Raw genomic sequence first — 23,815 nt, 5'->3', positions numbered from 1 at the left:
CTCACCGGTCCCGGTAGGCCTCCAGGAGGCGCAACCACACCTCGCTGATCGTGGGGTAGGCGGGCACCGCGTGCCACAGCCGCGCGATCGGCACCTCTCCCACCACGGCGATCGTCGCCGCGTGCAGGAGTTCCGCCACCGCGGGGCCCACGAGCGTCATCCCGATCACCACACCGCGGCCCTCGTCGACGACCATCCGTGCCCGGCCCGCGTAGCCGTCGGCGTACAGGCTCGCGCCGGCGACCCAGCCGAGGTCGTAGTCGACGACCGCGACGTCCGTGCCGGCCTTCCGAGCCTGCGCCTCCGTGACGCCGATGGCCGCGACCTCGGGCTCGGTGAAGATCACCTGCGGCACCGCGGTGTGGTCCGCCGTCGCGACGTGCGCGCCCCAGGGCGCGTCGTCGTCCGCCGCCCCGCGCGCCCGGGCGGCGATCGCGTCGCCGACCGCCCGCGCCTGGTACTTGCCCTGGTGCGTGAGCAGCGCCCGGTGGTTCACATCGCCCGCCGCGTACAGCCAGTCGAAGCCCTCGACCCGCAGTGTGTCGTCCACGGCGAGCCACGAACCCGGCTCCAGCCCGACGGTCTCCAGCCCCAGGTCGACGGTCCGCGGCGTACGCCCGGTGGCCGCGAGCACCTCGTCGGCGACGACGGTCCGCCCGGCCGAGGTCTCGATCGTCACCTCGCCGTCCGCGCGCGTGACCCGGGTCGGGGACTCGCCGGACACCACCTCCACGCCGAGCACGCGGAGGCCGTCGCCGACCGCCTCGCCCGCGAAGGGCTCCAGGCCGGTGAGCAGACCGCTCCGCGCGAGCAGCGTCACCTGCGAGCCGAGAGACGCATAGGCCGTGGCCATTTCGGCGGCGACCACGCCGCCGCCGATCACCGCGAGCCGCCGGGGCGCGGCCTTCGCGCTGGTGGCCTCACGGCTGGTCCACGGGCGCGCGGCCCGCAGGCCGGGGATGTCCGGGACGGCCGCGTCGGTGCCGGGCGCGAGCACGACGGCGTGCTTCGCGGACAGGGTGGTCTCGGCACCGTCGGGCCCGGTGACGGTGACCCGGCGCTGCCCGGCGAGTCGCCCCTGACCGCGGATCGTGGTGATGCCCGCGCCCTGCGCCCATCGCACCTGCCCGGCGTCGTCCCAGTGCCCGACCACGGCGTCCCGTCGGGCGAAGACCTCCGACGGGTCGAGCGCGGCCTCGCCGGCGAGCGCGCCGCGGACGTGCTGCGCCTCGCGCAGCGCCTGCCCGGGCCGGAGCAGCGCCTTGGACGGCATGCACGCCCAGTACGAGCATTCGCCGCCGAACTTCTCGCTCTCCACCAGCGCGGCGGTGAGCCCGCCCCGCACCGCGCGGTCGGCCACGTTCTCGCCCACCGGCCCGCCGCCGATCACAACCACGTCGAATTCGTCCATGGCGCACCTCCTTCGACCACCGTACGTCCGCCTGTGGTGGGCTCGCGAAAAAGAGGATGCGGACGGTCTGGGCCCGGGGATACGCTGTGCGCAACCGTGACAGGACCTGAGGAGGTGAGACCCGTGAACGTTTCACGCATGTGGGTGCTCCCTCCGTTCTCACGGTCGACCTAGGTGTCGCCACCAGGAGCGCCGCACGCAGGCATTCCGGAAGGCATCACCATGAACGATTCCCCTCTCACTCTCGTGCGCGCCGACGACGGCGACTGGCTCGCGATCGACGCCGAGGACCGCGTCATCGGCCGCGCCGGACCGTCACGTCGGGCTGGTTTCATCAGCGTCGACGCCTGGACCGCAGCGGCTTTCGACCTGCTCGCCGCAGCGCTCCTCGCGGAGCTGCCGCCGCCGATTTTCACCCTCGTGGCGGACGGCGACGATGACCTGCTGGCCGCGTGGCGCCGACACGGCTTCGCCCCGCACCGGCGGGAGACGCTGTACCGGATCCCGCTCGACCCGCCGCCCGCCGTCATCCCGCCCGGGGCGTGGCGGGTCCGATCCACGCCCGGTGTCGAGCCCTTCCTGGCGGTGCAGGCCGATCCCGCCGACGGTGCCGCCGTGGCCGTGATCGAGCAGGCCGGCGGCATCGCAGTCGAGACCACCGTCGAGCTGGTGCGGTCATGACGAAAACCTCGCGCGGCATCGAGGCCGCAGGCACCGTCATCGAAGGGCTTCGCGCGGCCACGTTCCGGGTGGAGCTCGACAACGGGCACGTCGTCCTGGCGCACATCAGCGGGAAGATCCGGAAGAACTACATCAAGATCGTCCCGCTCGACCGCGTGCTCGTGGAGATCAGTCCCTACGATCTCAGCCGAGGACGGATCGTCTTCCGCTACCGGAACTGACGGCGGGCCGGATCGGTCAGGAATCGACGCCACGCCCGGCGCGGTCAAGCTCGCGCTCTACGGCCGCAAGGCCGCCGCCAAGGACGCCGGTGTCGCGGCCGAGGGGAGCGGCTCGCATCGCCTCGGCATCGACGGCGCGCTCGGATCCCTCACCGACCCCGACGGCTTCGTCTGGCGGTAGCTTGCGCGGGCCGGCGGCCGGGTAGGCTCATCCTTGGCGGCGACTCGGCCGCCCGGCATCGACCGCGCCACGTCACGGCGCCGCGAATGACTCACTTCCAGAAGAACGGGGCGATCGCCCCTCAACCTTGAACCCGCACCGGCCGCGGAAGCCGCGGCCCGAGGTTCCCGCTGTCGCTCTGCTCAAGGAGTGGCGTGAGCACGTCGAGCGGACGGAACGCCGTGTCCGCGACGGTGACTACGGCTACCTCACGGGTTGCGAGTGCTGCGACGGCATCGTGCTGACCGATGCCCGAGATCGGCTCGAAAGCATCATGCGCAACGGCGGTCGCCGGGCGCACCGACTGCGGATCGCCGTCGAGGCACTAGACCACCGGTTCCTTCTCGTCACCACTGAGGACCCGTACTCGTGGCGGTCCCAGTCATGGTGGCGGCGGCGCGTTCCGCACGGCTGAGCCGGTACTGTCGACGTCCGTGAACCGCACCACCGAGCTCGCACTCGGCGTCCTCACCGATGAGGTCTTCGGCGACCCGCGCCGGTACCACCCGGTGGCGGGATTCGGCACCGTCGCGCAAGCGCTGGAGGCGCGGATGTACGCGCCGTCGAAGCTGCGGGGCGCCACCTACACCGCGATCCTCGTCGGGGGCGCCACCGCGCTCGGATACGCGCTGCGGAATGTCCCGGGCGCCACCGCTGTCGGCACCTGGGCGGTGGTCGGGGGCGCGGGCCTACGGAAAGTCGGCTCCACGCTGGGCGCCGACCTGGAGCGCGGCGACCTCGACGGCGCACGCACCCTGCTGCCCAGCCTGTGCGGCCGAGACCCGTCGGTCCTCGACACCGCGGGACTCGCCCGCGCGGCCACCGAATCCGTCGCCGAGAACACCTCCGACGCGGCGGTCGCGCCCCTGTTCTGGGGCGCCGTCGCCGGCCTGCCCGGCCTGCTCGCATACCGCGCCGCCAACACCCTCGACGCGATGGTCGGCTACCGCAACAACCGCTACGGCGACTTCGGCTGGGCCTCGGCGCGCCTCGACGATGCGCTCAATTACGTCCCCGCCCGGCTCGCGGGAGCGGTCACCGTCGCCCTCGCGCCGGCCGTGGGCGGGGCACCGTCGGACGCGGCGCGGGCGTGGCGCCGGGATGCGGCGAAGCATCCCAGCCCCAACGCCGGGGTCGCGGAGGCGACCGCAGCCGGCGCGCTGGGCCTGCAGCTGGGCGGGCGCACGCAGTACGCGCACGGCGTGGAACTGCGCCCCACGCTCGGTGACGGCCGGGCCCCCGAGCCGCGCGACCTTGCGCGGGCGGCCCGCCTGTCGCTGGCCGTCGAACTGGGCGCCCTGGCGGCTACTGGCCTTTGCGTCCGTACCGGTCGGCGAGCCGTGCGGCACGCGCGGCCTCGGGCGTGATCTCCGGCGACGTGTCGTCGTCCGCCGACTCCTCGGGATCCGCCGTCCCCGCGTCGAAGACCGCCTTGTCCTCGCGCCGGCGGCGCACCTCCGACCACACGAAATAGCCGATCGCGAGCGGCGCCATGATGCCGAAGGCGAGCCACTGCAGGCCGTACGAGAGGTACGGGCCCGCGTCCAGCATCGGCAGCGGGATCGGGTCGAGGCCACCGGGCTGGCCCTCGTCGAGGTTGAGGTACCCGGGCGCGAAGGCGATGCCCTGCGCCGGCCCGATCGCCCCCGGGTCGATGGCGAAGACCTGCAGGTAGCCGCCCTCCGTGCGCGGGCCGCGGGCAGGGTCGGTCTTCTCCGGGGCGCGGACGCGCGCCTGGACCGTCACCGTGCCCGACGGTGGCGGCGCGAACTCGGGCACCACACCGCCGGTCGGAGTCTGCACGAATCCGCGGTCGATGAGATAGGTCGCGCCGTCGTTCGCCGCGAAGGGCACCAGCACCTCGTACGCGGGCTTGCCGTCCTGGTTCCGCAACCGGGCGAGCGACTGCTTATCGGCGAGGTACTGCCCGGTGAGCACGACGCGCCGCCATTCGGCGTCCCTCGGGACCTCCGTTCGGCCGCCGAGCACCTGCGCCGCCGGCACGGGCGAGGCGTTGACGGAGTAGGCGATCTGCTGGTTGCGGTGGCTGGTGGAGGAGTTCTTGCCCAACTGCCACGGCGCGAGCACCGACCAGCACAGCGCGGTGAAGGCGATCGCCGCGACGGCGAGGGCGATCCACCGCGGCTGGAAGATCACCTTGATCCAGCTAGGCAAGATTCGCTCGCGTCCACTCGAGGAGGCCGGGCATCGCGCCCTCGACCTGCGCGAGCGTCACGCGGAAGTCGTCGTGGTCGCCGTAGTACGGGTCGGGCACGCTCTCGTGCGCGGCATCGGGGTCGAAGCTGCGGAGCAGTCGGATCCGCTCCGCGGGGACGCCGCGCCGCCGCAGCGGCCCGACGTGGGAGCGGTGCAGCGCCACCACGAGGTCCGCGGAGAGGTGGTCGTCCGTGAGCTCCGCGGCGGTGTGCTCGGTGGAGTAGCCGGCCTCGGCGAGCACGTCCCTCGCGCGCCGGTCCGCGGCGCCGCCCTCGTGCCAGCCGTCGGTGCCGGCACTGGTTACCCGCACCGCCTCGGCCAGGCCGGCGTCGGCGACGGACTGCTCGTAGACGATCTTGGCGATCGGCGAACGGCAGATGTTGCCGGTGCACACGAACGTGACATGCAGCGGAGTACTCACACCTCCATCTTGCCCGACGACGGGGAGACCTCGAGATCGCTGGTGGCCGGCCGCGGCGCGAGCTATGCTGTGTGCACGCCCGGGCACTAGCCCGTGGACAGCGGCCCCGCAGCCATCCGGACGGTTGGTGAGCGGGGTTTCGTGTATCACCGGACCTTGACGGCCGCGTCGATCAGGTCCGAGATTCGCCGAGCCCAATCGCCTCCGCGTGCGACTGACCATGCGATCGCGTCGGGGATCCACAGGAGGGGCTCGCTCGCCGGACGGGCGTGGACGTACTCGAGGTCGTAGGCTGCGGCGCGGGTCGCTCGGAACAGCACACGCCGGTCCGACTGCACGAGGCTGTCATCCTGCTCGAGGATCAGACGGCGCACCGAGTTCGCCGCTAGACGGTCCACTGCGCACGCGAGCGTGCGCTCCCTCGCGACCCGCGGATCACGGAAATCGCGGGCGTCGAAGACCACCGCGACGACCGGCATTGCGGACAGCGCGGCCGCGATCGCACGGCGACGGGACGGCGATGCCTTCGCGAAATGGATACGCCGCTGCCCCTTCATCCGGAGCGCGTTCAGATCCTTCCGCATTGTCGGAATCGCGGACGGATCGACGACGACGGCCACGACGATGAGCCCGGAGTCCTTCGTCTCGTCCACGAACGCGTGCATGTCGAGTTCATACCGGAGACCTCCGACGGTTCTACGCTGACAGCCATGAAGCTGGCAGAGGTCATCGACATGCTCGATCAGGCGTACCCGCCCCGGCTCGCGGAGGGGTGGGACAGCGTCGGGCTGGTGTGCGGCGACCCGGAATCCGACGTCACACATGTCCTGGTCTGCGTGGACGTCACCGCCGACGTGGTGGACGCCGCTCTCGCCCGCGGCGCGCAGCTCGTGATCGCCCACCACCCGTTGCTGCTGCGCGGTGTGGACACCGTCGCGGCGAGTACGCCGAAGGGCGCGCTGATCCACCGCCTGATCCGCGGCGGCTGCGCTCTGTTCACGGCGCACACCAACGCCGACCGCGCGCGGGGCGGTGTCAACGACGCCCTCGCAGCCGCGCTCGGCCTGGAGGTGACCGGCCCCGTCGAACACCTCGACGGGCCGTCGGCGCTCGACCGGTGGGGCGTCATGGTGCCGCCCGCCCATGCCGACGAGGTGCTCTCCGCGATGTTCGAGGCCGGGGCCGGCGAGGTCGGGGAGTACTCCGAGTGCGCCTGGCGGGTCGACGGTGTCGGCCAGTTCCGGCCCGGCGCGTCGGCGAACCCGGCGATCGGTGCGAACGGCGAGCTGACGACGGTCGTCGAGACGCGGGCCGAGCTGGTGGCCGCCCGCGGCCGTCGCGCCGACGTCCTCGCCGCGCTGCGCAGCGCCCACCCGTACGAGGAGCCCGCCCACGACATCATCGAGCTCGTCGGCGGCGAGCGGGAATGGGGCCTCGGCCGCGTCGGCGTGCTGCCCGAGCCGATGTCCCTGGAGGCGTTCACCGCCCACGTCGCTGCGGCGCTCGGCGCGCCGGCCAGGGCGGCGGGCGATCCCGCCGCCGTTATCCGCACCGTCGCCGTCTGCGGGGGAGCGGGGGACTCACTGCTCGGCACCGTCGCGCGCCTCGGCGTGGACGCCTATGTGACCGGCGACCTGCGGCACCACCCCGTCGACGAGCACCTGCGCGCCGGCGGTCCCGCACTCGTGGACGGCGGGCACTGGGGCACCGAGTTCCCCTGGTGCGCTACCGTCGCCGAGCTGCTGTGGCCCTACCTCGACGTCGCCGTGCACGACGCCCCGACGGATCCGTTCACGGTGCGGGCCGCGCCCGCACCGGATGCGTAGAGTGGCGCAGATGAACGCTGATCCGGCCGCCCAACGCATCCTGCTGGACCTCGCCGAGGTCGACGCGGAGATCTCCCGTCTGGCCCACCGCGCCACCCACCTGCCCGAGGACGCCGAGCTCGCCGAGCTCGAGAAGCGCGCGACCACCGAGCGCGACGAATCGGTGCGCGTCTCGATCCTGGTCGAGGATCTGGATCGCGACATCAGCAAGCTCGAGAAGGAGGTCGAGCAGACCCGCCTCCGGGAGCAGAAGGACCGCGAGCTGCTCGCCGCCGGCGCCGTCCCGGCGAAGCAGCTCACGGAGATCGAGCACGAGCTGCGCGGCCTCGAGCGTCGCCAGTCGGTGCTGGAGGACGAGGAGCTCGAGCTCATGGAGAAGCGCGAGGCGGTCGAGCTCGATCAGCAGCGCGCCGAGGCCGTGGTGACCGCGACGAGCGACGAGATCGCGGCCGTGCAGCGCCGCCGCGAGGAGACCGTCAAGGACATCGACGTCGCGCGCAACCGCACGACTGCGACCCGCGAGGACGTCGTCGGGAAGCTTCCGGAGGATCTGTACGCCGAGTACGAGCGGTGCCGCAAGAACTCCGGTGCCGGCGCCGGGCTCCTGCAGGCCCGACGGTGCGGCGCCTGCCGCTTGGAGCTCGACCGGGGATTCCTCGACGGCGTCAACCGCAAGCCCGCCGATCTCGTGGTGCACTGCGACGAGTGCGGCGCGATCCTGGTGCGGACCAACGAATCCGGGCTGCCCCAGCCCAAGCCCGAGGAGTGACGGGAGCGCAGCGCGGGGGCTGGACCGCCTCCGCGCACGAGCCCACTCGCGTGATCCTGTTGCGGCACGGCCAGACTCCAGCATCCGTGCGGCGGCTGTACTCCGGCCGCGGCAATCCGTCGCTCACCGACCTCGGCCGGGAGCAGGCCGCCGAGGCCGCGGAACTGCTGCGGCTCACGCCGATCGACGCCGTCCTCTCCTCGCCGCTCGACCGCGCGCGGCAGACCGCCGACGCCGTGGCCGCCGGCCGAGGGCTCACCATCGAGACCGAGGACGCGCTGATCGAGACGGACTTCGGTGCGTGGGAGGGCCTCTCGTTCGGCGAGGCACGGGACCGCGACCCGGAGCTGCACGCCCGATGGCTCGGCGACACCTCGGTGGCCGCGCCCGCCGGAGAGAGCTTCGACGAGGTGCACACCCGCGTCGCGGCGCTGCTGGAGCGCGTCACCGCCGATCACCCCGGCCGCACCGTGCTGCTGGTCTCGCACGTCACGCCGATCAAGACGGCGCTTCGGATCGCCCTCGACGTCGGCCCGCAGCTGCTCTACCGGCTGCACCTCGACCTGGCCTCGATCTCGATCGCCGACTTCTACCCCGACGGCGGCGCTTCGGTGCGCCAGGTCAACCGGACCGCGGGACTCTGAGGCTCGGGTACTCTGTACCGCGCGGACGAGCTGACCGGGCGGCCGCGGCGTCGGGAACGGCTGGGTGACCAGTACGCCCGTGCCGAGGAAAGTCCGGACTCCACAGGGCAGGGTGGTTGCTAACGGCAACCCGGGGTGACCCGCGGGACAGTGCCACAGAGAACAGACCGCCCGGGCTCCGGCCCGGGTAAGGGTGAAACGGTGCGGTAAGAGCGCACCAGCGCGGCGGGTGACCGTCGCGGCTCGGTAAACCCCACCCGGAGCAAGGTCGAAGGCGCCACCTCACGGTGGCGCTGCGCGCGTGATCGAGGGCTGCTCGCCCGAGCGCGCGGGTGGACCGCTCGAGGCACCCGGCGACGGTGTGTCCAGATGGATGGTCGCCACCCCGGCGCAGCGATGCGGCGGGGGACAGGATCCGGCTTACACGTCAGCTCGTCCGCCCCGACATTTCGTCGCACCCGGGCTAACCTGGTCCGATGGACCTCTCCGTGCTGTCCTGCGGTCTCCGCGGTCACGTCACCTTCGCCCCCGATGAGGAGGGCCTCCGCGCCCGGGTCCGGACCGACACGCCCGAGGGCGAGGCGTGGCGCTGCCTGCGCTGCGACGACTTCGTGGTCGGCCCGCCGCACGGTTCCGGACCGGCGGCGCACGCACCGTCGGTACCCCGGGGCCGGGCGCTGCGGGACGAGCTGATCATGCGCTTCCTCGCGGTCGAGCGGTTGCTCCGGGGAATCGTCTTCGCGGCTGCCGGCGTCGTCGTGTGGCAGTTCCGCGGCACCCACGAGCACCTGCGCGAGGTGTTCCAGTCCAAGCTGCCGGTGCTGAGTCAGCTCGGCTTCAACGTGGGTGACTCGAGGATCGTGCAGACCGTGGACACCGCGCTCGGTCTGTCGAGTACGACGCTCGCGTGGGTCGCGGCCGGCCTCGTCGCCTACGCCGTGATCGAGGTCGTCGAGGCGGTGGGACTCTGGCTCGGGAAGCGCTGGGGCGAGTACTTCGCGGTGGTCGCGACCTCCGCGTTCCTCCCGCTGGAAATCTACGAGATCACCGAGAAGGTAACCGCACTGCGCGCGGGTGCGCTGCTGATCAACATCGCCGCCGTCGCGTGGCTCGTGTGGAGCAAACGGCTGTTCGGGGTCAACGGCGGTGCGGCGGCCTACCGCGCCGAGCGGGAGTCGGAGAGCATCCTGACGGTCCGCCGCGCCGGCGAGTAGCGTGCAGAGGTGACCGATTCGAGCGCCCGCGACGCCGTCATCGCCCTCCTGCACAGCCTTCCCGATTCCACCGTCGACACTATCGCAGCCGGCGCGATCGCCGCCGACGGGAAGACCCCCGTCCCCGAGATCGCCTGGGGCGACACCTTCGTCTACTCCACGCCGAACGGCGAGCCGGGCGTCATGCCGTACCTCACGATCATCACCAAGAACTACCCCGACGACGAGCAGTCCGCCCTCGACCGACCCGGTGCCTTCCGACTCAACGCCAGTATCGGCAGGGAGGCGTTCGCCGAACTGATCGGTTACCCGCCTGCGGAGCATGCCGACCGCGTGAGCGAGTGGGACTACGCCGCCGACGGTGTCGTGATCCCGCACCCGCTGTACGCCAAGCTGGGCTGGGTGTCCGTGGTGAACCCCGGGACCGGGCCCGGCGTCGTCGATCTCCTGGAGCGCGCCCGCGCCCACGTGCAAAAGCGGTAGAAACGTGTCGGTGCCCCCCACTACCGTGTGAGTCATGACACAGGGCGAGAGTGGTGACTGGGCGATCGAAGCCATCGGTCTGGTGAAACGGTTCGGTGACTTCACGGCGGTGGACGGGGTCAGTTTCCAGGTGCCGCGCGGCTCGGTGCTCGGCCTGCTGGGGCCCAACGGCGCAGGCAAGACGACCACGGTGCGCATGATGACCACGCTCTCGCCGCCCACCGAGGGCACTGCCCGCATCGCGGGCTACGACGTGCGGGAACACCCCATCGAGGTGCGGCGGAACATGGGCCTCACCGGGCAGGCCGCCACGGTGGACGAGATCCTGACGGGGCGCGAGAACCTGGCGATGATCGGCGGCCTCTACGGCATCCCGCGGGCCGCGCTCAAGCGGCGCAGCGCGGAGCTGCTCGAGCAGTTCTCGCTCACTGCGGCGGCGGACAAGCAGGTCAAGGCGTACTCGGGCGGCATGCGTCGCCGGCTCGACTTGGCGGTCAGCCTGCTCACGGCGCCGCCCGTGCTCTTCCTCGACGAGCCCACCACCGGTCTCGACCCGCGCGCCCGCTCGGAGCTGTGGGATGTGCTGCGCACGCTGGTGGCGAACGGCACCACCCTGCTGCTCACCACGCAGTACCTCGAGGAGGCCGATCAGCTGGCCGACGAGATCATCGTGATCGACAAGGGCCGAATCATCGCGCAGGGCACCCCGCTGCAGCTCAAGGAGCGCGCGGGCGCCGCCAGCCTGGTGCTGACGGTGTCCGACGCGGCTGACCTGCCCCGCGCCCGCGACATCCTCGCGCAGCTCGGCAGCGAGGTCTTCGTCGACGAGGGTGCGCGCCAGGTGAGCAGCCCGGCGAACGGGCTGGACGACCTGAACCGGGCGGGCGCGTTGCTGGGGGAGAGCGGGATCAAGGTCGACGACCTCGGCCTCTCCCGCCCCAGTCTCGACGACGTCTTCCTCTCCCTCACCGGGCACCGCACCGAAGCCGACGAGAGCGCCGCCGAGGAGGCCTCCGCATGACCGCCACCACCGAGTCCGCCGGCGTGGGCGGCGTCGAGACGCATCAGACCAGCCTGTGGCAGCAGTCCTGGATCATGGTTCGCCGCAGCATGATCCACACCAAACGGATGCCCGAGATGCTTTCCGACGTCACGATCCAGCCCATCATGTTCACGGTGCTGTTCGCGTTCGTCTTCGGTTCCGCGATCCCCACCGACGGCGTCTCCTACCGCGAGTACCTGCTGCCCGGCATCCTGGGACAGACGATGGTCTTCACCTGTTTCGTGGTCGCCGGTGGCCTCACCACCGACCTCGAGAAGGGCGTGATCGACCGGTTCCGCTCGCTGCCGATCAGCCGCGCGTCAGTGCTCATCGGGCGCAGCATCGCGAGTCTGCTGCACTCGTCGATCGGCATCGTCGTCATGTGCCTGACGGGCCTCGCGATCGGCTGGCGCATCCGGACGAACCCGGTGGACGCGGTTCTCGGATTTCTCGTGCTCCTGGTCTTCGGCTTCGCCATGATCTGGTTCGGCATCCTCGTCGGCTGCATGATGCAGTCGATCGAGGCCGTGAACGGCTTCATGTTCGCGACGATGTTTCCGATCACTTTCCTCTCCAACGCCTTCGTCCCCACAGCGGGAATGGCGCCGTGGCTGCGGGCGATCGCGGAATGGAACCCGGTCTCGTCGCTGGTCCAGTCCATGCGGGAGCTGTGGGGCAATGATCTGCCCCTGCGCGAAGGTGCGCCGTGGTCCCTGCAGCACCCTGTGCTCGCGACCGTGATTTGGTCGATCGCGCTCACCGCGGTGTTCGCGCCGCTGGCCGTGCGTGCCTTCAACAAGCGCACCGTCGACTAGGCTCGGGCGGGTGATCGGAGAACCTCTGCCCCCGCGCATCACCGAGCCCGAACGCCGTCGCGAGCTGCTGGACAGCGGCGCCATCTACACGGCGCAGCGATCCGTACGGGGTGATGCTGTCAGCCCCGATCGCCGCCTCAAGTTCGACGGGGTGGCCCGCTACCTGCAGGACACGGGGCAGGACCACCTGCGTCATGTGGACTACGAGGACATCCACCCGTACTGGGTGGTGCGGCGCACCGTCATCGAGATCCTCGAGGGCGGCGAGCAGCCCGACATTCTCGCCGTCGAGCGCTGGGGCTCCAAGATGGGCTCGCGGTGGTGCAACGTGCGCATCGGTATCGACGGGCAGAAGGGCACCCGGGTCGAGACCGAGGCCTTCTGGATCAACTTCAACATCGATACCCTCACCCCGTCGGCGCTGAGCGAGACCTTCCTCAGCACTTTCGGCGCCGCCGCCGAGCCGGGTGTCCTGCGCTGGAAGCAGTGGCTCGATCCCACGCCCCACCCCGACGCGGTCGAGGTGCCCTTCTTGCTGCGCGCCGCCGATCTCGACATCATCCAGCACGTCAACAACGCCGTGTACTGGACGGCGCTGGAGGAGGTGCTCTCCACCTACCCGGACCTGCGCGAGCGCCTCCCGCTGCGCGGCATCGTCGAGCACAACTCGGCGCTGCAACTCGAGGACGCGCCGCGGCTGCTGGCGCACCGCGAGGGCGACGTCGTGTACGCCTGGCTCGTCGCGGGGGACCGCACCGCCGCGGCCATGAGCGTCGAGGCGCTGGCGGAGTAGGCGTGACCGGCATCCCGATGCGCGGCCCCGTTCCGTCCAGCGCGGTCGACTTCGGGGCCGTTCGCACCGAGTTCGAGCTCGTCGAGGACTTCCCGGCCGACGTGCTGGCCGAGGCGCAGGCGAGCGCGGACCGGTTCCCCGAGGGGCGCGAGGACCGCCGCGACATCGACTTCGTCACCATCGACCCACCCGGAGCGAAGGACCTCGACCAGGCGGTGCACCTCGCCGCCGAGGGCGACGGCTACCTCGTGCACTACGCGATCGCCGACGTCGGCGCGCTCGTCGCACCCGGCGGCAGGCTCGAGGCGGAGACCCGCCGCCGGGGCCAGACGATGTACCTCCCCGACGGTTCCGTACCACTGCATCCCCGGCCGCTGTCCGAGGGCGCCGGCTCCCTGCTACCGGGCCAGGACCGCGCGGCCGCGCTGTGGGAGATCCACCTGGACGCCGCGGGCGAGGTCACGTCGGCGACCGTCCGCCGCGCCGTGGTCCGCTCCCGCGCGCAGCTCGACTACGCGGGCGTCCAGGCCGACTTCGACGCCGGTCGGGTGCACCCGAGCATCGCGCTTCTGCCCGAGGTGGGGAAGCTCCGCGCCGCGTGGGGCCGCGCGCACGGCGCCATCGACCTGCGGCTGCCCGCGCAGGAGGCCGTGGAGGCTCCCGGCGGCTGGACCGTGCGGATCGAGCCGCGCACCGATTTCGACGCGCACAACGCGCAGATCTCGCTGCTCACCGGCGTCTGCGCCGCCGACATCATGCTCCGCGCGGGAGTGGGCGTGCTCCGCACACTCCCCGCCGCCCCCGTGGACGCGGTCGCCGACTTGCGCCGCACCGCCGCAGCGCTCGGGCAGGACTGGCCGCACGACGTCACCGTCGGGGACTTCCTCGCCGGTCTCGATGTCGCCACCCCGCAGGGCCTCGCAGTGATGACCGACGCTGCGCGACTCCTTCGCGGCTCGGGCTACGCCGCCTTCGGCACCGCCGCCGCGCCGGAACCGCCCGCCGACCGCGGGCACGCCGGCGTGGGCGCGCCCTACGCCCACGTCACCGCGCCGCTGCGCCGCCTGGCTGACCGCTACGCCACCGAGGTGTGCCTCGCCGCGTGCGCGGGCGCGCCGATCCCGGACTGGGCCCGGGGCGCGCTCGACGACGTCGCCGAGACGATGCGCCGCACCAACACCTTGGCCAACAAGATAGACCGGGCGTGCATCGATTTCACCGAGGCCGTGATCCTCGCGGGCCGGGTGGGCGAGCAGTTCACCGCCGTCACGATGCGGGCCGACCAGGTGCTCCTCGACGAACCCGCTGTCATCGCGCCCTGCACGGGCGGCCCGCCGGAGGGCAGCAGGATCACGGTGCGCCTCGAGGCGGCCGACGTTGCGTCCCGAAAGGTGTCCTTCGCGTACGAGAAGGCGCTAGCGTGAGGCTATGAGCCGTCGTCTCGTCCTCATCCCTGCGCTGGCCGCCTTGCTCGCGCCCCTGATTCCCGCCCTCGCGGCGCCCGCAGCGGCGGCTCCCGAGTGCGCCGACTACACCTTCATCGGCGCCGCGGGCTCTGGCGAGGGCCACTCCGCCGGCGGCCTGGGTGCCACCGTGAACTCCGCCGCCCAAGCCTTCGCTAGCCGGGCCCGCGCGGCGGGGAAGACGGTCGCGATCCGCCCGATCTACTACCCGGCCGCGGCCGTGCCCACCCGGGTGGACCAGTTCGGCGGCTTCCTCGCCAGTATGAACACCGGTGCCGCGAACACCCAGGGCGATGTCGACATCGTTCTCAAGGCGTGCCCGTCCACGAAGGTGGTACTCGCCGGATATTCGCAAGGCGCGTCCGCGGTGCACCGGGCGCTGCAGAGGCTCGGCGACCGGAAGCAGATCACGGCGGCGGCGCTCATCGCCGACCCGGACCGGATCCCGAACGACACCACCCGCTACCTCGGCTCGGCGCCGCGCACGCAGGGGATGGCGCAGGCCTCGGCGATGATCAGCGGCGCCAACCCCGCGCCGCTGCCCCCGCGCATCGGCGGCCGCACCCTGAGCATCTGCACCTCGGGCGACCCGGTGTGCCACTGGACCGGTGACCTTGCGACGACGGTCCCGAACTCGCACAGCTCCTATTCGGGAGCCGATATCGGGGGCCGGCTGGCCGGCATCGCCGGGCTCTGAAGGGAAGCCAGAGGCCGGGTCAGCGTAGCCCGCGCAGCATCCCCGGCAGGCTCGCGCGCGCCTGCGCGGCGCGGAACTCCTCGACGGCGTCGAGGCGGCCGAGGCGGAAGGCGATCCCGGGATCGGTGGTCTCCGCCGCCAGCTCGGCCACCGCGTCCCGCGCGATCGTCGCGTCCTGGAACTCGCCGAGCCGGTTCTGCACCTTCGCGAGTGCCTTGACTTCGGTACGCAGGTCACCGCGCACCACGGGATCGACGACGGCGGAGGCGTAGCGCAGCCGCTTCGCGTGCTTGCGGATCGCGTGCACATCGTGATCTGTGCACGCCGGGTCGGCGAGCAGCACCATCGACTGCCGGGCGAAGGAGCGGATCCGCTTGTCCAGCAGCGGCGCCAGGCTTTTCGTCGCGGGAAGGTCGGCCCGCTCCCGCAGCGGCGGGTCGACGAGGAAGGCGTCGATCGCGTCCAGCAGCACGAAGTACCGGTCCGAGTTCAGTGCGATGTTCACGCGGGTCCAGCCGCGGGCTTCCGCGGCGTGCTGCCGCTGTGCGAGCGCGGCGCCGGCGCCGCCGAACTCGCCGTCGGCGTCGAACTGCGCGAATCGCTGCGCCAGCACCTCGGCGTCGCGCACGGCGCCCAGGATCGACGCGAGGAGCTTGAGTTCGGAGCTCAGTGCGGCGTGGGCCGGCCCCTCGAAGAAGCCCGAGAACTCGGTGAGCACGCTGCGCAGCTGCCGGGTCGCGACCCGCATCTGGTGCACGGAGTCGTCGCCGCGGGAACGCACTCGCGGGTCTTCACGGAGCAGCTTGTCGCGGTACGCAGCGAGGGCCGCGGCCAGCAGCTGCGCGGCGGTGGCGCGCGCGATCTTCTTCGGTAGGTCGACGGGCCCGCGCGCCACCTCGGCGTCGATCGCGCGCGCCAGCTTCGACGCCGCGTCGGGCTCGGCGCCGCCCGCCGCGCGCAGCGCCTTGTCGACGGCCACCGCCGTCGTGCGGCCCGGCGACGTGTCCGGCACTTCGAACTCCCACTCGCGCCACTGCTTCTCGGGCCCGTCGGGCAGGAGCGACACCGAATGCACGTGGTCGTCGACGAACTCGCCGAGGAGCCCACCGTCGACCGCATGGCAGTAGGTGGTGTGGCGTTCATTCTCGACGATCGCGATGGGGGCGAGAGCGCGCCCGCGCACGACGGCGCGGACGCGCTCCACCAGCTTCTCGGGCACCTCGGAGGCGGCGCCCTCCGGCGCGTCCTCCTCGTCGCCCAGCGGCACCGTCACCTCGCGGCGGTCGGCACCGTCGGGCAGCTTGAGGTGCCACCCGTCGTCCTTGCCGCCGGTGCGGCGGCGCAGCGTGATCCGGTTCGCGGCGAGGTCCAGGGCATCGGTGTCGTAGTACACCGCCACCAGGTGGAAGACCTCGTCGGTCGAGACGTGGTCGACGCCGGGCACGGCGGCCAGCGAGGGCGCCGCCGTCTCGGGGCCGACCTCGTACTTCGTCTCGATCTCACGCTGCTCGGCCATGATCAGCTCTTCGCGAAGCGGTCGGTGGCCTCGATGAGCGCCGATCGGATCCCTGGCTCGAAGGCCGAATGGCCGGCGTCGGACACCATCACCAGGTCGGCGGCGGGCCAGGCCCGGTGCAGGTCCCAGGCGCTGCGGGCGGGGCACACCACGTCGTAGCGGCCCTGCACGATGACGCCGGGGATGCCGGCGAGGTGGCCGATGTCCCGCAGCAGCTGCCCCTCGTCGAGGAAGCCGCCGTTCACGAAGTAGTGGTTCTCGATCTGCGCGAACGGGATCGCGAACCGTGGGTCGTCCGCATCGGCTGAGCTCTCGGACGTGTTGATGAGGTGGCTCGTGCTGCGCTCCCACTTCGACCACGCCTTGGCGGCAGCCAGCGCGACGGCCTGGTCGTCCGCGTGCAGGAGCCGGTGGTAGGCCGCGATCTTGTCGGCCGACGGTGCCCGGTCCGCCTCGTCGAGCGGGGCCAGGTAGTCCTCCCAATTGTCGGGGTAGATGTGGGAGGCGCCCTCGTTGTAGTACCAGTCCAGCTCGCTGCGGCGCAGCAGGAAGATGCCGCGCAGCACCAGCTCCGTCACGCGCTCCGGGTGGGTCTGCGCGTAGGCCAGGCCGAGGGTGGAGCCCCAGGAGCCGCCGAAGACCTGCCAGCGGTCGATGCCGAGGTGCTCTCGGATCCGCTCGATATCGGCGATGAGGTGCGCGGTGGTGTTCACCGCCAGCCGGTCGGCGAGCGAATCACCCTCGCCCGATGGGGGATCGGCGATGTGCGGCTTGGACTGCCCGCAGCCGCGCTGGTCGAAGACGACGATGCGGTACGCCGCGGGGTCGAAGAACCGCCGGCAGTCGGGGGAGGTGCCGCCGCCGGGGCCGCCGTGGATGAAGACCGCGGGTTTGCCCTCGGGGTTGCCGCTCTGCTCGACGTACAGCAGCTGTCCGTCGCCGACGTCCAGCAGTTCGGTGCTGTAGGCCTCGATCTCGGGGTAGAACTCTCGCATCAGAATCCGTGCTCCGGTCCGGGGAACTCGCCGGAGGCGACCTCCGCCACGTACTCCTGGGCGCCGCGCAGCAGCTCGTCGCCGATGTTCGCGTATTTCTTGACGAATCGCGCGGTGCGGCCGCGGTTGAGGCCGGAGAAGTCCTGCCACACCAGCACCTGACCGTCGCACTGATTGCCGGCACCGATGCCGATAGTGGGGATCGCGATCTCCTTGGTGACCTGCGCGGCCACGTCGGAGGGCACCATCTCCAGCACCACGGAGAAGGCGCCGGCGGCGTCGACGGCCTTCGCGTCGAGGCGGATCTTGTGGGCCGCGTCGTCGCCGCGGCCCTGGACCCGGTTGCCGCCCAGCGAGTTCACCGACTGCGGAGTGAAGCCGATGTGCGCCATCACCGGAATGCCGCGGCGCTGCAGGAACTCGATGGTGGGCGCCATGTGCTCGCCACCCTCGAGCTTCACCGCCTCGGCGCCGGCCTTCATCAGCGTCGCGGCGCTGCGATAGGCCTGCTCGGGGGACTCCTCGTAGCTGGCGAAGGGCATGTCCGCCACCACCAGCGCGTACTTCGTGCCGCGGCGCACCGCCGCGACCATCGCCGCCATCACGTCCAGGTCCATCGGCAGCGTGGAGTCGAACCCGTAGACGGTGTTCGCTGCGCTGTCGCCGATCAGCAGGGCGGTGACGCCGGCCTCGTCGAAGATCGACGCGGTCATGAAGTCGTAGCTGGTGAGCATCGCCCACTTCTCGCCGCGCTCTTTGAGCTCGGCCAGGTGGTGGATGCGCACTTTCTTCCGCGGGGGCTTCGCAGCGGTCTCTCCGCCCTCGCCAGAGGATCCGGCTCCGTACAACGGGGTCTCGCTCATCTCGTCACTCCATCTCAACAGTCCCAGCCGGAATCTCCGGTCCGGGCAGTCTCTAGGCCGGATCGTGCCAGCGGTTCGTGATCGGCATCCTGCGGTCGCGGCCGAACGCTTTGGGCGTGATCTTCGGGCCGAGCGGGTACTGCCGCCGCTTGTACTCGGCGCGGTCGACGAGGCGTGCGACCTTGCGGATCAGGTCGGGGTCGTACCCCGCGCCGTTGTTCCCCTCCGCGGCGATCTCGGCGACGCCCTGGTCCTGCTCCACGTAGCGGCGCAGGATGTCGTCGAGGATCTCGTAGTCGGGTAGCGAATCGCTGTCCTTCTGGCCGGGGCGCAGCTCCGCGGAGGGTTCCTTGGTGATCGAGTTCTCCGGGATCGGCGGCGTCTCGCCGCGCTCGACGGCGACCTTGTTGCGCCACCGCGCGAGGTCCCACACGAGCGACTTCTCCACGTCGCGGATGGGTGCATAGGCGCCCACCGCGTCGCCGTAGATCGTCGAATAGCCCACGGCCAGTTCGCTCTTGTTACCGGTGGCGAGCACCAGGTGGCCGTCGAGATTCGACAGCGACATCAGCGTCATCCCGCGGCAGCGGGCCTGGATGTTCTCCTCCGCCAGGCCGGACAGGTGTAACTGGCCGACGAAGGCCTCCACCATGTGCTCGATCGGCTCGAACCGGAAGTCGATCCCCATGCGCTGCGCCTGATCCGCGGCGTCGTCCTTGGAGTGGTCCGAGCTGTACTTCGAGGGCATGCCCACGCCGTACACGTTGTCGGCGCCCACCGCGTCGGCGGCGATCACCGCAACCAGCGCCGAGTCGATGCCGCCCGACATACCCAGGCCGACGGTGCGCCCGCCCACCTTGTGGACGTAGTCCCGCGTACCGGTGACCAGGGCCGCCCAGATCTGTGCGAGGTCGTCGAGCTCGGCCCAACCCACCACCTCTTGCGGGTACTGCGCATTGGGTCGAGCGGGCAGGGTGACCGTCTCAACGGACCAACCGTCGACGGCCTCCGCGGCACGTCGTCCGAGGGGCTTGACGTCGACGAACTGGGTGTGCTCGATGAACTGTGGGCCGACACTCCGTTCGCCCGGCTTGCGGGCCAGAGTGTCCGGCCAGACGAACGAGTCGCCGTCGAAGACGAGCTCGTCCTGCCCGCCGACCAGGTTGACGTAGATCACCGGGGCGCCGCCCTCGGCGACGCGGGCCGCGACCACCTCGCGGCGCTGCGCGGGCTTGCCCGCCTCGAAGGGGCTGGCGTTGAGGCACAGCACCGCGTCGACGCCGAGCTCCGCCAGCCCGGCCACAGGACCGTCGGGCCACCAGACGTCTTCGCAGATAGCGAGGCCGAGCCGCACCCCGTCGACGTCGAGAACGACGAGTCGGTCGCCGGGCGTGAACCAGCGCTTCTCGTCGAAGACGCCGTAGTTCGGCAGGAAGTGCTTGTCGTACCGCGCGACGAGCTCGCTGCCGTGCAGCACGCCGGCGGCGTTGCGGGCACCGCCGGTGGGATTGGTACTGGTCTCCGGGGCGTCCGGGTCGCGGTCGAGAAAGCCGACCACCACGATGAGATCGCCGCAGCCCGCCGCGTCCAGGGAGCGGGCCAGTTCATGCACGGCTTCGCGGGAGTCGACGGCGAAGGACCGGCGCAGCAGCAGGTCCTCGACCGGGTAGCCCGTGAGGGCCATCTCGCCGAAGACGGCGACCTGCGCGCCGCGCTGCGCGGCGTCCCGGGCTGCGGCGGTGATCCGAGCGACATTCGCGTCCAGGCCACCCACGACGGGGTTGATCTGGCACGCCGCGACACGAAGTGGCGTCATGGCTCAACCCTAGCGTCCCGGGAACCGGGAGTGCCGCGTGGCAGGATCGGAAGGATGAAGGCAGGCAAGCCACTCCTGACCGCGACTGCGGTCCTCGCCGCGGCGGTGCTCGCGGGATGCTCGGTCCAGATCGCGGGGACCGCGGAACCGGCAGGTGGATCGTCCGCGCCGGGCATCGCCACACCCACCCGGACGTCGGGGGCCGGCGTGCCGGCGAGCCTCGGCAAGTACTACGGGCAGAAGGTCGAGTGGGGCTCCTGCGCCGCGATCGCCAAGGCCGACGACATCGCCGAGTACGACAAGACGAAACTCGAGTGCGGCCGGGTGACGGTGCCGATCGACTACGACGATCCGTCGGCGGGGGAGACGGAGCTCGCCGTCGCCCGCGTCAAGGCCACGGGGCAGCGGCGCGGGTCGCTGCTGATGAACCCCGGTGGTCCCGGCGGCTCCGGCGTGCAGCAGGTGGCGGGCAAGTCGATGGAGGCCGACAAGTTCGAGATCGCGCAGAGTTTCGACCTGGTCGGCTGGGACCCGCGCGGCGTGGGCGCAAGCTCGCCCGCCGTGAAGTGCTTCAGCGACCGGCAACGCGACGAGAACCGGCTCTCGACCCTCGCCTTCGACAACTCCCCGGCGGGCATCGCGAAGCAGGAGGCGTTCAACAAGTCCCAGGCGGACCTGTGCGCCGAGAAAATGGGGAAGGCCTTCCTGGCCAACGTCGGCACCGCACAGACCGTGCGCGACCTGGACGTGCTGCGCGCGGTCCTCGGTGACGAGAAGCTCACCTACCTCGGCTACAGCTACGGCACGTTCATCGGCGCCATCTACGCGGAGACCTTCCCCGAGCGGGTCCGGGCGATGGTGCTCGACGGTGCTGTCGACCCCGCCCTCGACCAGATCACCGCGAACGTGCAGCAGATGGCGGGGTTCCAGACGGTGTTCGACGACTGGGCGAAGGACTGCGCGAAGTACCCCACGTGCCCGGTCGGGACCGACCCGGCGCAGGCGACCGCGCGGTACCAGCAGTTGGTGCGCCCGCTCATCGACAAGACGGTGCGCGGCCAGGGCGGCCGGCAGCTCAGCTACACCGATGCCACGACCGCCACCATCCAGGCCATGTACGCGCAGCAGCTCTGGGAGCCGCTGCGACGGGGGCTCACCGGCCTGCAGCGCGGCGACGGCTCGCTGCTGCAGCGCATCGCAGACCTGTATCTCAACCGCGATGAGCTCGGCCGCTATTCGCCGATGATGGACGCCAACACCGCGATCAACTGCGTCGATGGCCCCGCCGTCACCGCACCTGCGGATCTGGCCCGGCTCGACACCGAGATCCGCAAGGCAGCGCCCTTCCTCGACGACGGTCGCGGTACCGGCCGCGGCGCGAAGGGCACCTGTGCGTTCTGGGCGGCGGCTCCCACGCTCAAGCCCCACGAGGTGAACGCCGTCGGCGCACCGAAGCTGGTCGTGGTCTCGACGACCCACGATCCAGCGACCCCGTACGAGAACGGGGTGAACCTGGCCAAGCAGCTCGGAGCCTCGCTGATCAGTTTCGAGGGCAGCCAACACACCGTCTCGCTGGAGGGCAATGCGTGCGTCGACGACGCCGTCACCGCCTACCTGCGCGACCTCAAGGCCCCGGCGGCGGATCTGCGCTGCACCGCCTGATCAGTTCGCGGCGAGCACCCGGATCGCGAAGATCAGTGTGTCGCCCGGGTCGACGCCGGCTTTCGGCTCGCCCTTGGGGTAGCCGTCGACCGCGGTGACCGCAGTGACCACCGTTGTGCCGGACCGCTGGCCGACGAGCGCCGCCCGGAACCCGGGGACGACGTCGGGGAGGGCGATCTCGGCCGACGTCGCACGGCCGAAGGCGTCGTCGAAGACCGCTCCCGTGCGGCCGTTCACGCCCTGGTAGCAGACGGTGACCACCGAGCGCTCTGTCAGCTCTACACCGGACCCGGGCTCCGCGACCACGATCTGCGTCCGGTCCACTCGGTACGGCGCGTCGACGGTGATTCGCGGCGCCGCGTGCTCGGTCGGCGGGACGACGACGGCCCGGCCGGTGGCTCCGCTCAGGGTGACGGCCTTCGCGTCTGCGGCCGGCGCCGCAGCGGGGCAGGTGTCGATCGTGCCGGTCGCCCGGGCCGGGGCGGGCCCCTCGGTCGCCGCGCCGCACCCGGCAAGGGGGAGGAGGGCGCACGCCGCCGCAGCGGCGACGGTGAGGCGTGCGAACGGTGCATCCACGCCCGGGACGCTACTCGGTATCCCCTCTCCAGGTGCGAATCGGCCGGAACCGAGGGGAGGCATCCGGTCGTCGACAACCTTCTCGCGTTGTAACACGCAGTTAACACCTCCTCGCTTAGGGTCGAGACATGGACCGGCAGCAGGAGTTCGTGCTTCGCACCATCGAGGAACGGGACATCCGCTTCGTGCGGCTGTGGTTCACCGACGTGCTCGGTTTCCTCAAGTCCGTTGCTATCGCGCCCGCGGAGCTGGAGGGCGCGTTCACGGAGGGGATCGGCTTCGACGGCAGCTCGATCGAGGGCTTCTCGCGGGTTTCGGAGGCGGATACCGTCGCCAAGCCCGACCCGTCGACCTTCCAGGTGCTGCCGTGGACCAGCGGCAACGGGGAGATGCACTCCGTTCGCATGTTCTGCGATATCGCGATGCCCGACGGGACGCCCTCCTGGGGCGACAGCCGGCACGTGCTGCGGCGCCAGCTCAACCGCGCCGCCGATCTCGGCTTCTCCTGCTATGTGCACCCGGAGATCGAGTTCTACCTCCTGAACAAGGAGTCCGGCCCGCACGGCATGCCGATCCCCGCCGACAACGGCGGCTACTTCGACCAGGCGGTGCACGAGTCGGCGCCGAACTTCCGGCGCAAGGCGATCGAGGCACTCGAGGCGATGGGTATCTCCGTCGAGTTCAGCCACCACGAGGCGGGACCCGGCCAGCAGGAGATCGATCTGCGGTACGCGGATGCGCTCTCGATGGCGGACAACGTGATGACCTTCCGCTACCTGGTTAAGGAAGTGGCGATGACCGAGGGCGTGAAGGCCTCGTTTATGCCCAAGCCCTTCTCGTCGCACCCCGGATCGGGGATGCATACGCACATGAGCCTCTTCGAGGGCGATTCCAACGCCTTCCACGACCCGGACGACGAGCTTCAGCTCTCGGCGACCGGCAAGGCTTTCATCGCGGGCATCCTGCACCACGCGCCCGAGATCTCCGCGGTCACCAACCAGTGGGTGAACTCGTACAAGCGTCTCGTGACCGGCGACGAGGCACCCACCGCCGCGACCTGGGGCGCCGCGAATCGCTCGGCGATGGTGCGCGTGCCGCTGTACACGCCGAACAAGGCGAGCAGCCGCCGCATCGAGGTGCGCTCGCCAGATTCGGCGTGCAACCCGTACCTGGCCTTCGCGGTCCTGTGCGCGGCCGGGCTCGAAGGCATCAAGGGCGGCTATGAGCTGCCCGAGGCCGCCGAGGACGACGTGCGGCAGATGACCGCCCGCGAGCGCCGCTCGATGGGCTTCAAGGACCTACCCGCCAGCCTGGACGACGCGCTCGTGCTCATGGAGAAGAGCGAGTTGGTCGCGGAGACACTGGGGGAGCACGTCTTCGAGTACTTCCTGCGCAACAAGTGGTCCGAGTGGAACGACTACCGCGCGGTGGTCACCCCGTTCGAGCTCGACCGCTTCCTCTCCCTGTAGG

The 23,815-nt window shown here is 71.2% G+C and carries 24 protein-coding genes, 1 other RNA gene and 2 pseudogenes; 18 read left to right on the top strand and 9 right to left on the bottom strand.

Features of this window, described 5'->3' with window-relative positions; all coding sequences use genetic code 11:
• Position 1: 1 nt before the first annotated feature.
• The gene (locus HNP44_RS20090; protein WP_259144297.1) at positions 2 to 1,411 is read right to left on the bottom strand and encodes a dihydrolipoyl dehydrogenase family protein; all 1,410 of its coding nucleotides are present in this window, start codon (positions 1,409 to 1,411) and stop codon (positions 2 to 4) included.
• A 222-nt stretch (positions 1,412 to 1,633) separates the two neighbouring features.
• Between HNP44_RS20090 and HNP44_RS20085 the strand changes: the two genes are divergently transcribed.
• The 5 genes and pseudogenes from HNP44_RS20085 (at position 1,634) to HNP44_RS20065 (ending at position 3,900) form a co-directional block, all read left to right on the top strand.
• On the top strand, positions 1,634 to 2,092 hold the full coding sequence (locus HNP44_RS20085) for a hypothetical protein (protein WP_259144298.1): 459 nt from the start codon (positions 1,634 to 1,636) through the stop codon (positions 2,090 to 2,092).
• The gene (gene infA, locus HNP44_RS20080) at positions 2,089 to 2,313 is read left to right on the top strand and encodes a translation initiation factor IF-1 (RefSeq protein WP_224647649.1); all 225 of its coding nucleotides are present in this window, start codon (positions 2,089 to 2,091) and stop codon (positions 2,311 to 2,313) included. The genes HNP44_RS20085 and infA overlap by 4 nt, the downstream gene beginning before the upstream one ends.
• A 34-nt stretch (positions 2,314 to 2,347) precedes the next feature.
• Positions 2,348 to 2,494, top strand: a pseudogene (locus HNP44_RS20075) (glyoxalase); the annotation flags it as partial.
• A 127-nt stretch (positions 2,495 to 2,621) separates the two neighbouring features.
• Positions 2,622 to 2,948 (top strand): hypothetical protein, encoded by a 327-nt coding sequence (locus tag HNP44_RS20070; RefSeq protein WP_259144300.1) that lies wholly within the window; start codon positions 2,622 to 2,624, stop codon positions 2,946 to 2,948.
• 19 nt (positions 2,949 to 2,967) lie between these two features.
• A complete protein-coding gene (locus HNP44_RS20065; protein ID WP_259144301.1) occupies positions 2,968 to 3,900 on the top strand; it encodes a cobalamin biosynthesis protein in 933 nt (310 codons plus the stop codon).
• Here the strand turns inward: HNP44_RS20065 and HNP44_RS20060 are convergent.
• From HNP44_RS20060 to HNP44_RS20050, 3 genes are all read right to left on the bottom strand, one after another.
• Complete coding sequence (locus HNP44_RS20060) at positions 3,839 to 4,708, bottom strand: SURF1 family cytochrome oxidase biogenesis protein (protein WP_259144302.1); 870 nt, start codon at positions 4,706 to 4,708, stop codon at positions 3,839 to 3,841. The two genes, HNP44_RS20065 and HNP44_RS20060, sit on opposite strands and share 62 nt — an antisense overlap.
• Positions 4,701 to 5,171 carry a low molecular weight protein-tyrosine-phosphatase gene (locus HNP44_RS20055; RefSeq protein ID WP_259144303.1) on the bottom strand — a complete coding sequence of 157 codons (471 nt, stop codon included), beginning with the start codon at positions 5,169 to 5,171 and terminating at the stop codon, positions 4,701 to 4,703. The genes HNP44_RS20060 and HNP44_RS20055 overlap by 8 nt, the downstream gene beginning before the upstream one ends.
• Positions 5,172 to 5,317: 146 nt before the next feature.
• Positions 5,318 to 5,836: a hypothetical protein gene (locus tag HNP44_RS20050; protein ID WP_259144304.1), complete on the bottom strand. Its 519-nt coding sequence runs from the start codon at positions 5,834 to 5,836 to the stop codon at positions 5,318 to 5,320.
• Positions 5,837 to 5,881: 45 nt separating this feature from the next.
• Between HNP44_RS20050 and HNP44_RS20045 the strand changes: the two genes are divergently transcribed.
• From HNP44_RS20045 to HNP44_RS19995, 11 genes and pseudogenes are all read left to right on the top strand, one after another.
• Positions 5,882 to 6,997 carry a Nif3-like dinuclear metal center hexameric protein gene (locus tag HNP44_RS20045; RefSeq protein WP_259144305.1) on the top strand — a complete coding sequence of 372 codons (1,116 nt, stop codon included), beginning with the start codon at positions 5,882 to 5,884 and terminating at the stop codon, positions 6,995 to 6,997.
• A gap of 10 nt (positions 6,998 to 7,007) precedes the next feature.
• The gene (locus HNP44_RS20040; RefSeq protein WP_224647643.1) at positions 7,008 to 7,766 is read left to right on the top strand and encodes a zinc ribbon domain-containing protein; all 759 of its coding nucleotides are present in this window, start codon (positions 7,008 to 7,010) and stop codon (positions 7,764 to 7,766) included.
• Between the two features lie 17 nt (positions 7,767 to 7,783).
• A pseudogene (locus tag HNP44_RS20035) lies at positions 7,784 to 8,410 on the top strand (histidine phosphatase family protein); the annotation flags it as partial.
• Between the two features lie 26 nt (positions 8,411 to 8,436).
• An RNA gene (gene rnpB, locus HNP44_RS20030) (RNase P RNA component class A) lies at positions 8,437 to 8,849 on the top strand.
• Positions 8,850 to 8,886: 37 nt separating this feature from the next.
• Positions 8,887 to 9,624, top strand: coding sequence for a DUF2127 domain-containing protein (locus tag HNP44_RS20025; protein WP_259144306.1), 738 nt, complete (start codon positions 8,887 to 8,889; stop codon positions 9,622 to 9,624).
• 9 nt (positions 9,625 to 9,633) lie between these two features.
• Positions 9,634 to 10,107 carry a DUF6194 family protein gene (locus HNP44_RS20020; RefSeq protein WP_259144307.1) on the top strand — a complete coding sequence of 158 codons (474 nt, stop codon included), beginning with the start codon at positions 9,634 to 9,636 and terminating at the stop codon, positions 10,105 to 10,107.
• 34 nt (positions 10,108 to 10,141) lie between these two features.
• Positions 10,142 to 11,128: an ATP-binding cassette domain-containing protein gene (locus HNP44_RS20015; protein WP_259144308.1), complete on the top strand. Its 987-nt coding sequence runs from the start codon at positions 10,142 to 10,144 to the stop codon at positions 11,126 to 11,128.
• Complete coding sequence (locus HNP44_RS20010; RefSeq protein WP_259144309.1) at positions 11,125 to 11,964, top strand: ABC transporter permease; 840 nt, start codon at positions 11,125 to 11,127, stop codon at positions 11,962 to 11,964. Before HNP44_RS20015 ends, HNP44_RS20010 begins: the two co-directional genes overlap by 4 nt.
• A gap of 10 nt (positions 11,965 to 11,974) precedes the next feature.
• A complete protein-coding gene (locus tag HNP44_RS20005) occupies positions 11,975 to 12,757 on the top strand; it encodes an acyl-[acyl-carrier-protein] thioesterase (RefSeq protein WP_259144310.1) in 783 nt (260 codons plus the stop codon).
• A gap of 17 nt (positions 12,758 to 12,774) precedes the next feature.
• Positions 12,775 to 14,181 carry an RNB domain-containing ribonuclease gene (locus tag HNP44_RS20000; protein WP_259144586.1) on the top strand — a complete coding sequence of 469 codons (1,407 nt, stop codon included), beginning with the start codon at positions 12,775 to 12,777 and terminating at the stop codon, positions 14,179 to 14,181.
• A 4-nt stretch (positions 14,182 to 14,185) separates the two neighbouring features.
• Positions 14,186 to 14,917, top strand: a complete 732-nt coding sequence (locus HNP44_RS19995; RefSeq protein ID WP_259144311.1) for a cutinase family protein — start codon at positions 14,186 to 14,188, stop codon at positions 14,915 to 14,917.
• A gap of 19 nt (positions 14,918 to 14,936) precedes the next feature.
• On the opposite strand, the gene HNP44_RS19990 is transcribed toward HNP44_RS19995, so the two are convergent.
• Genes HNP44_RS19990 through HNP44_RS19975 form a run of 4 tightly spaced genes read right to left on the bottom strand, consistent with a single transcriptional unit; the run spans position 14,937 to position 20,107 of the window.
• Positions 14,937 to 16,433, bottom strand: a complete 1,497-nt coding sequence (locus HNP44_RS19990; RefSeq protein WP_259144312.1) for a CYTH and CHAD domain-containing protein — start codon at positions 16,431 to 16,433, stop codon at positions 14,937 to 14,939.
• Between the two features lie 2 nt (positions 16,434 to 16,435).
• The gene (gene pip, locus HNP44_RS19985) at positions 16,436 to 17,428 is read right to left on the bottom strand and encodes a prolyl aminopeptidase (protein WP_259144313.1); all 993 of its coding nucleotides are present in this window, start codon (positions 17,426 to 17,428) and stop codon (positions 16,436 to 16,438) included.
• Complete coding sequence (gene panB / locus HNP44_RS19980) at positions 17,428 to 18,291, bottom strand: 3-methyl-2-oxobutanoate hydroxymethyltransferase (protein WP_259144314.1); 864 nt, start codon at positions 18,289 to 18,291, stop codon at positions 17,428 to 17,430. Before panB ends, pip begins: the two co-directional genes overlap by 1 nt.
• Positions 18,292 to 18,343: 52 nt before the next feature.
• Positions 18,344 to 20,107: an NAD+ synthase gene (locus HNP44_RS19975; RefSeq protein ID WP_259172195.1), complete on the bottom strand. Its 1,764-nt coding sequence runs from the start codon at positions 20,105 to 20,107 to the stop codon at positions 18,344 to 18,346.
• A 54-nt stretch (positions 20,108 to 20,161) separates the two neighbouring features.
• On the opposite strand from HNP44_RS19975, the gene HNP44_RS19970 reads away from it, so the two are divergent.
• A complete protein-coding gene (locus HNP44_RS19970) occupies positions 20,162 to 21,769 on the top strand; it encodes an alpha/beta hydrolase (RefSeq protein WP_259144318.1) in 1,608 nt (535 codons plus the stop codon).
• Here HNP44_RS19970 and HNP44_RS19965 read toward each other — a convergent pair whose 3' ends face one another.
• Entirely contained in the window at positions 21,770 to 22,345 is a 576-nt protein-coding gene (locus tag HNP44_RS19965; protein WP_259144319.1) for an FKBP-type peptidyl-prolyl cis-trans isomerase, read from the bottom strand.
• A 128-nt stretch (positions 22,346 to 22,473) separates the two neighbouring features.
• Between HNP44_RS19965 and glnA the strand changes: the two genes are divergently transcribed.
• A complete protein-coding gene (gene glnA / locus HNP44_RS19960) occupies positions 22,474 to 23,814 on the top strand; it encodes a type I glutamate--ammonia ligase (protein WP_259144321.1) in 1,341 nt (446 codons plus the stop codon).
• Position 23,815 lies beyond the last annotated feature (1 nt).

Origin of the sequence: Tsukamurella ocularis (genome assembly GCF_024807615.1) — a bacterium.
In the GTDB taxonomy this organism is placed as follows: Bacteria; Actinomycetota; Actinomycetes; order Mycobacteriales; family Mycobacteriaceae; genus Tsukamurella; species Tsukamurella ocularis.
Note: the sequence above shows the minus strand (reverse complement) of the source record. Positions and strands in the feature narration are given on the sequence as shown.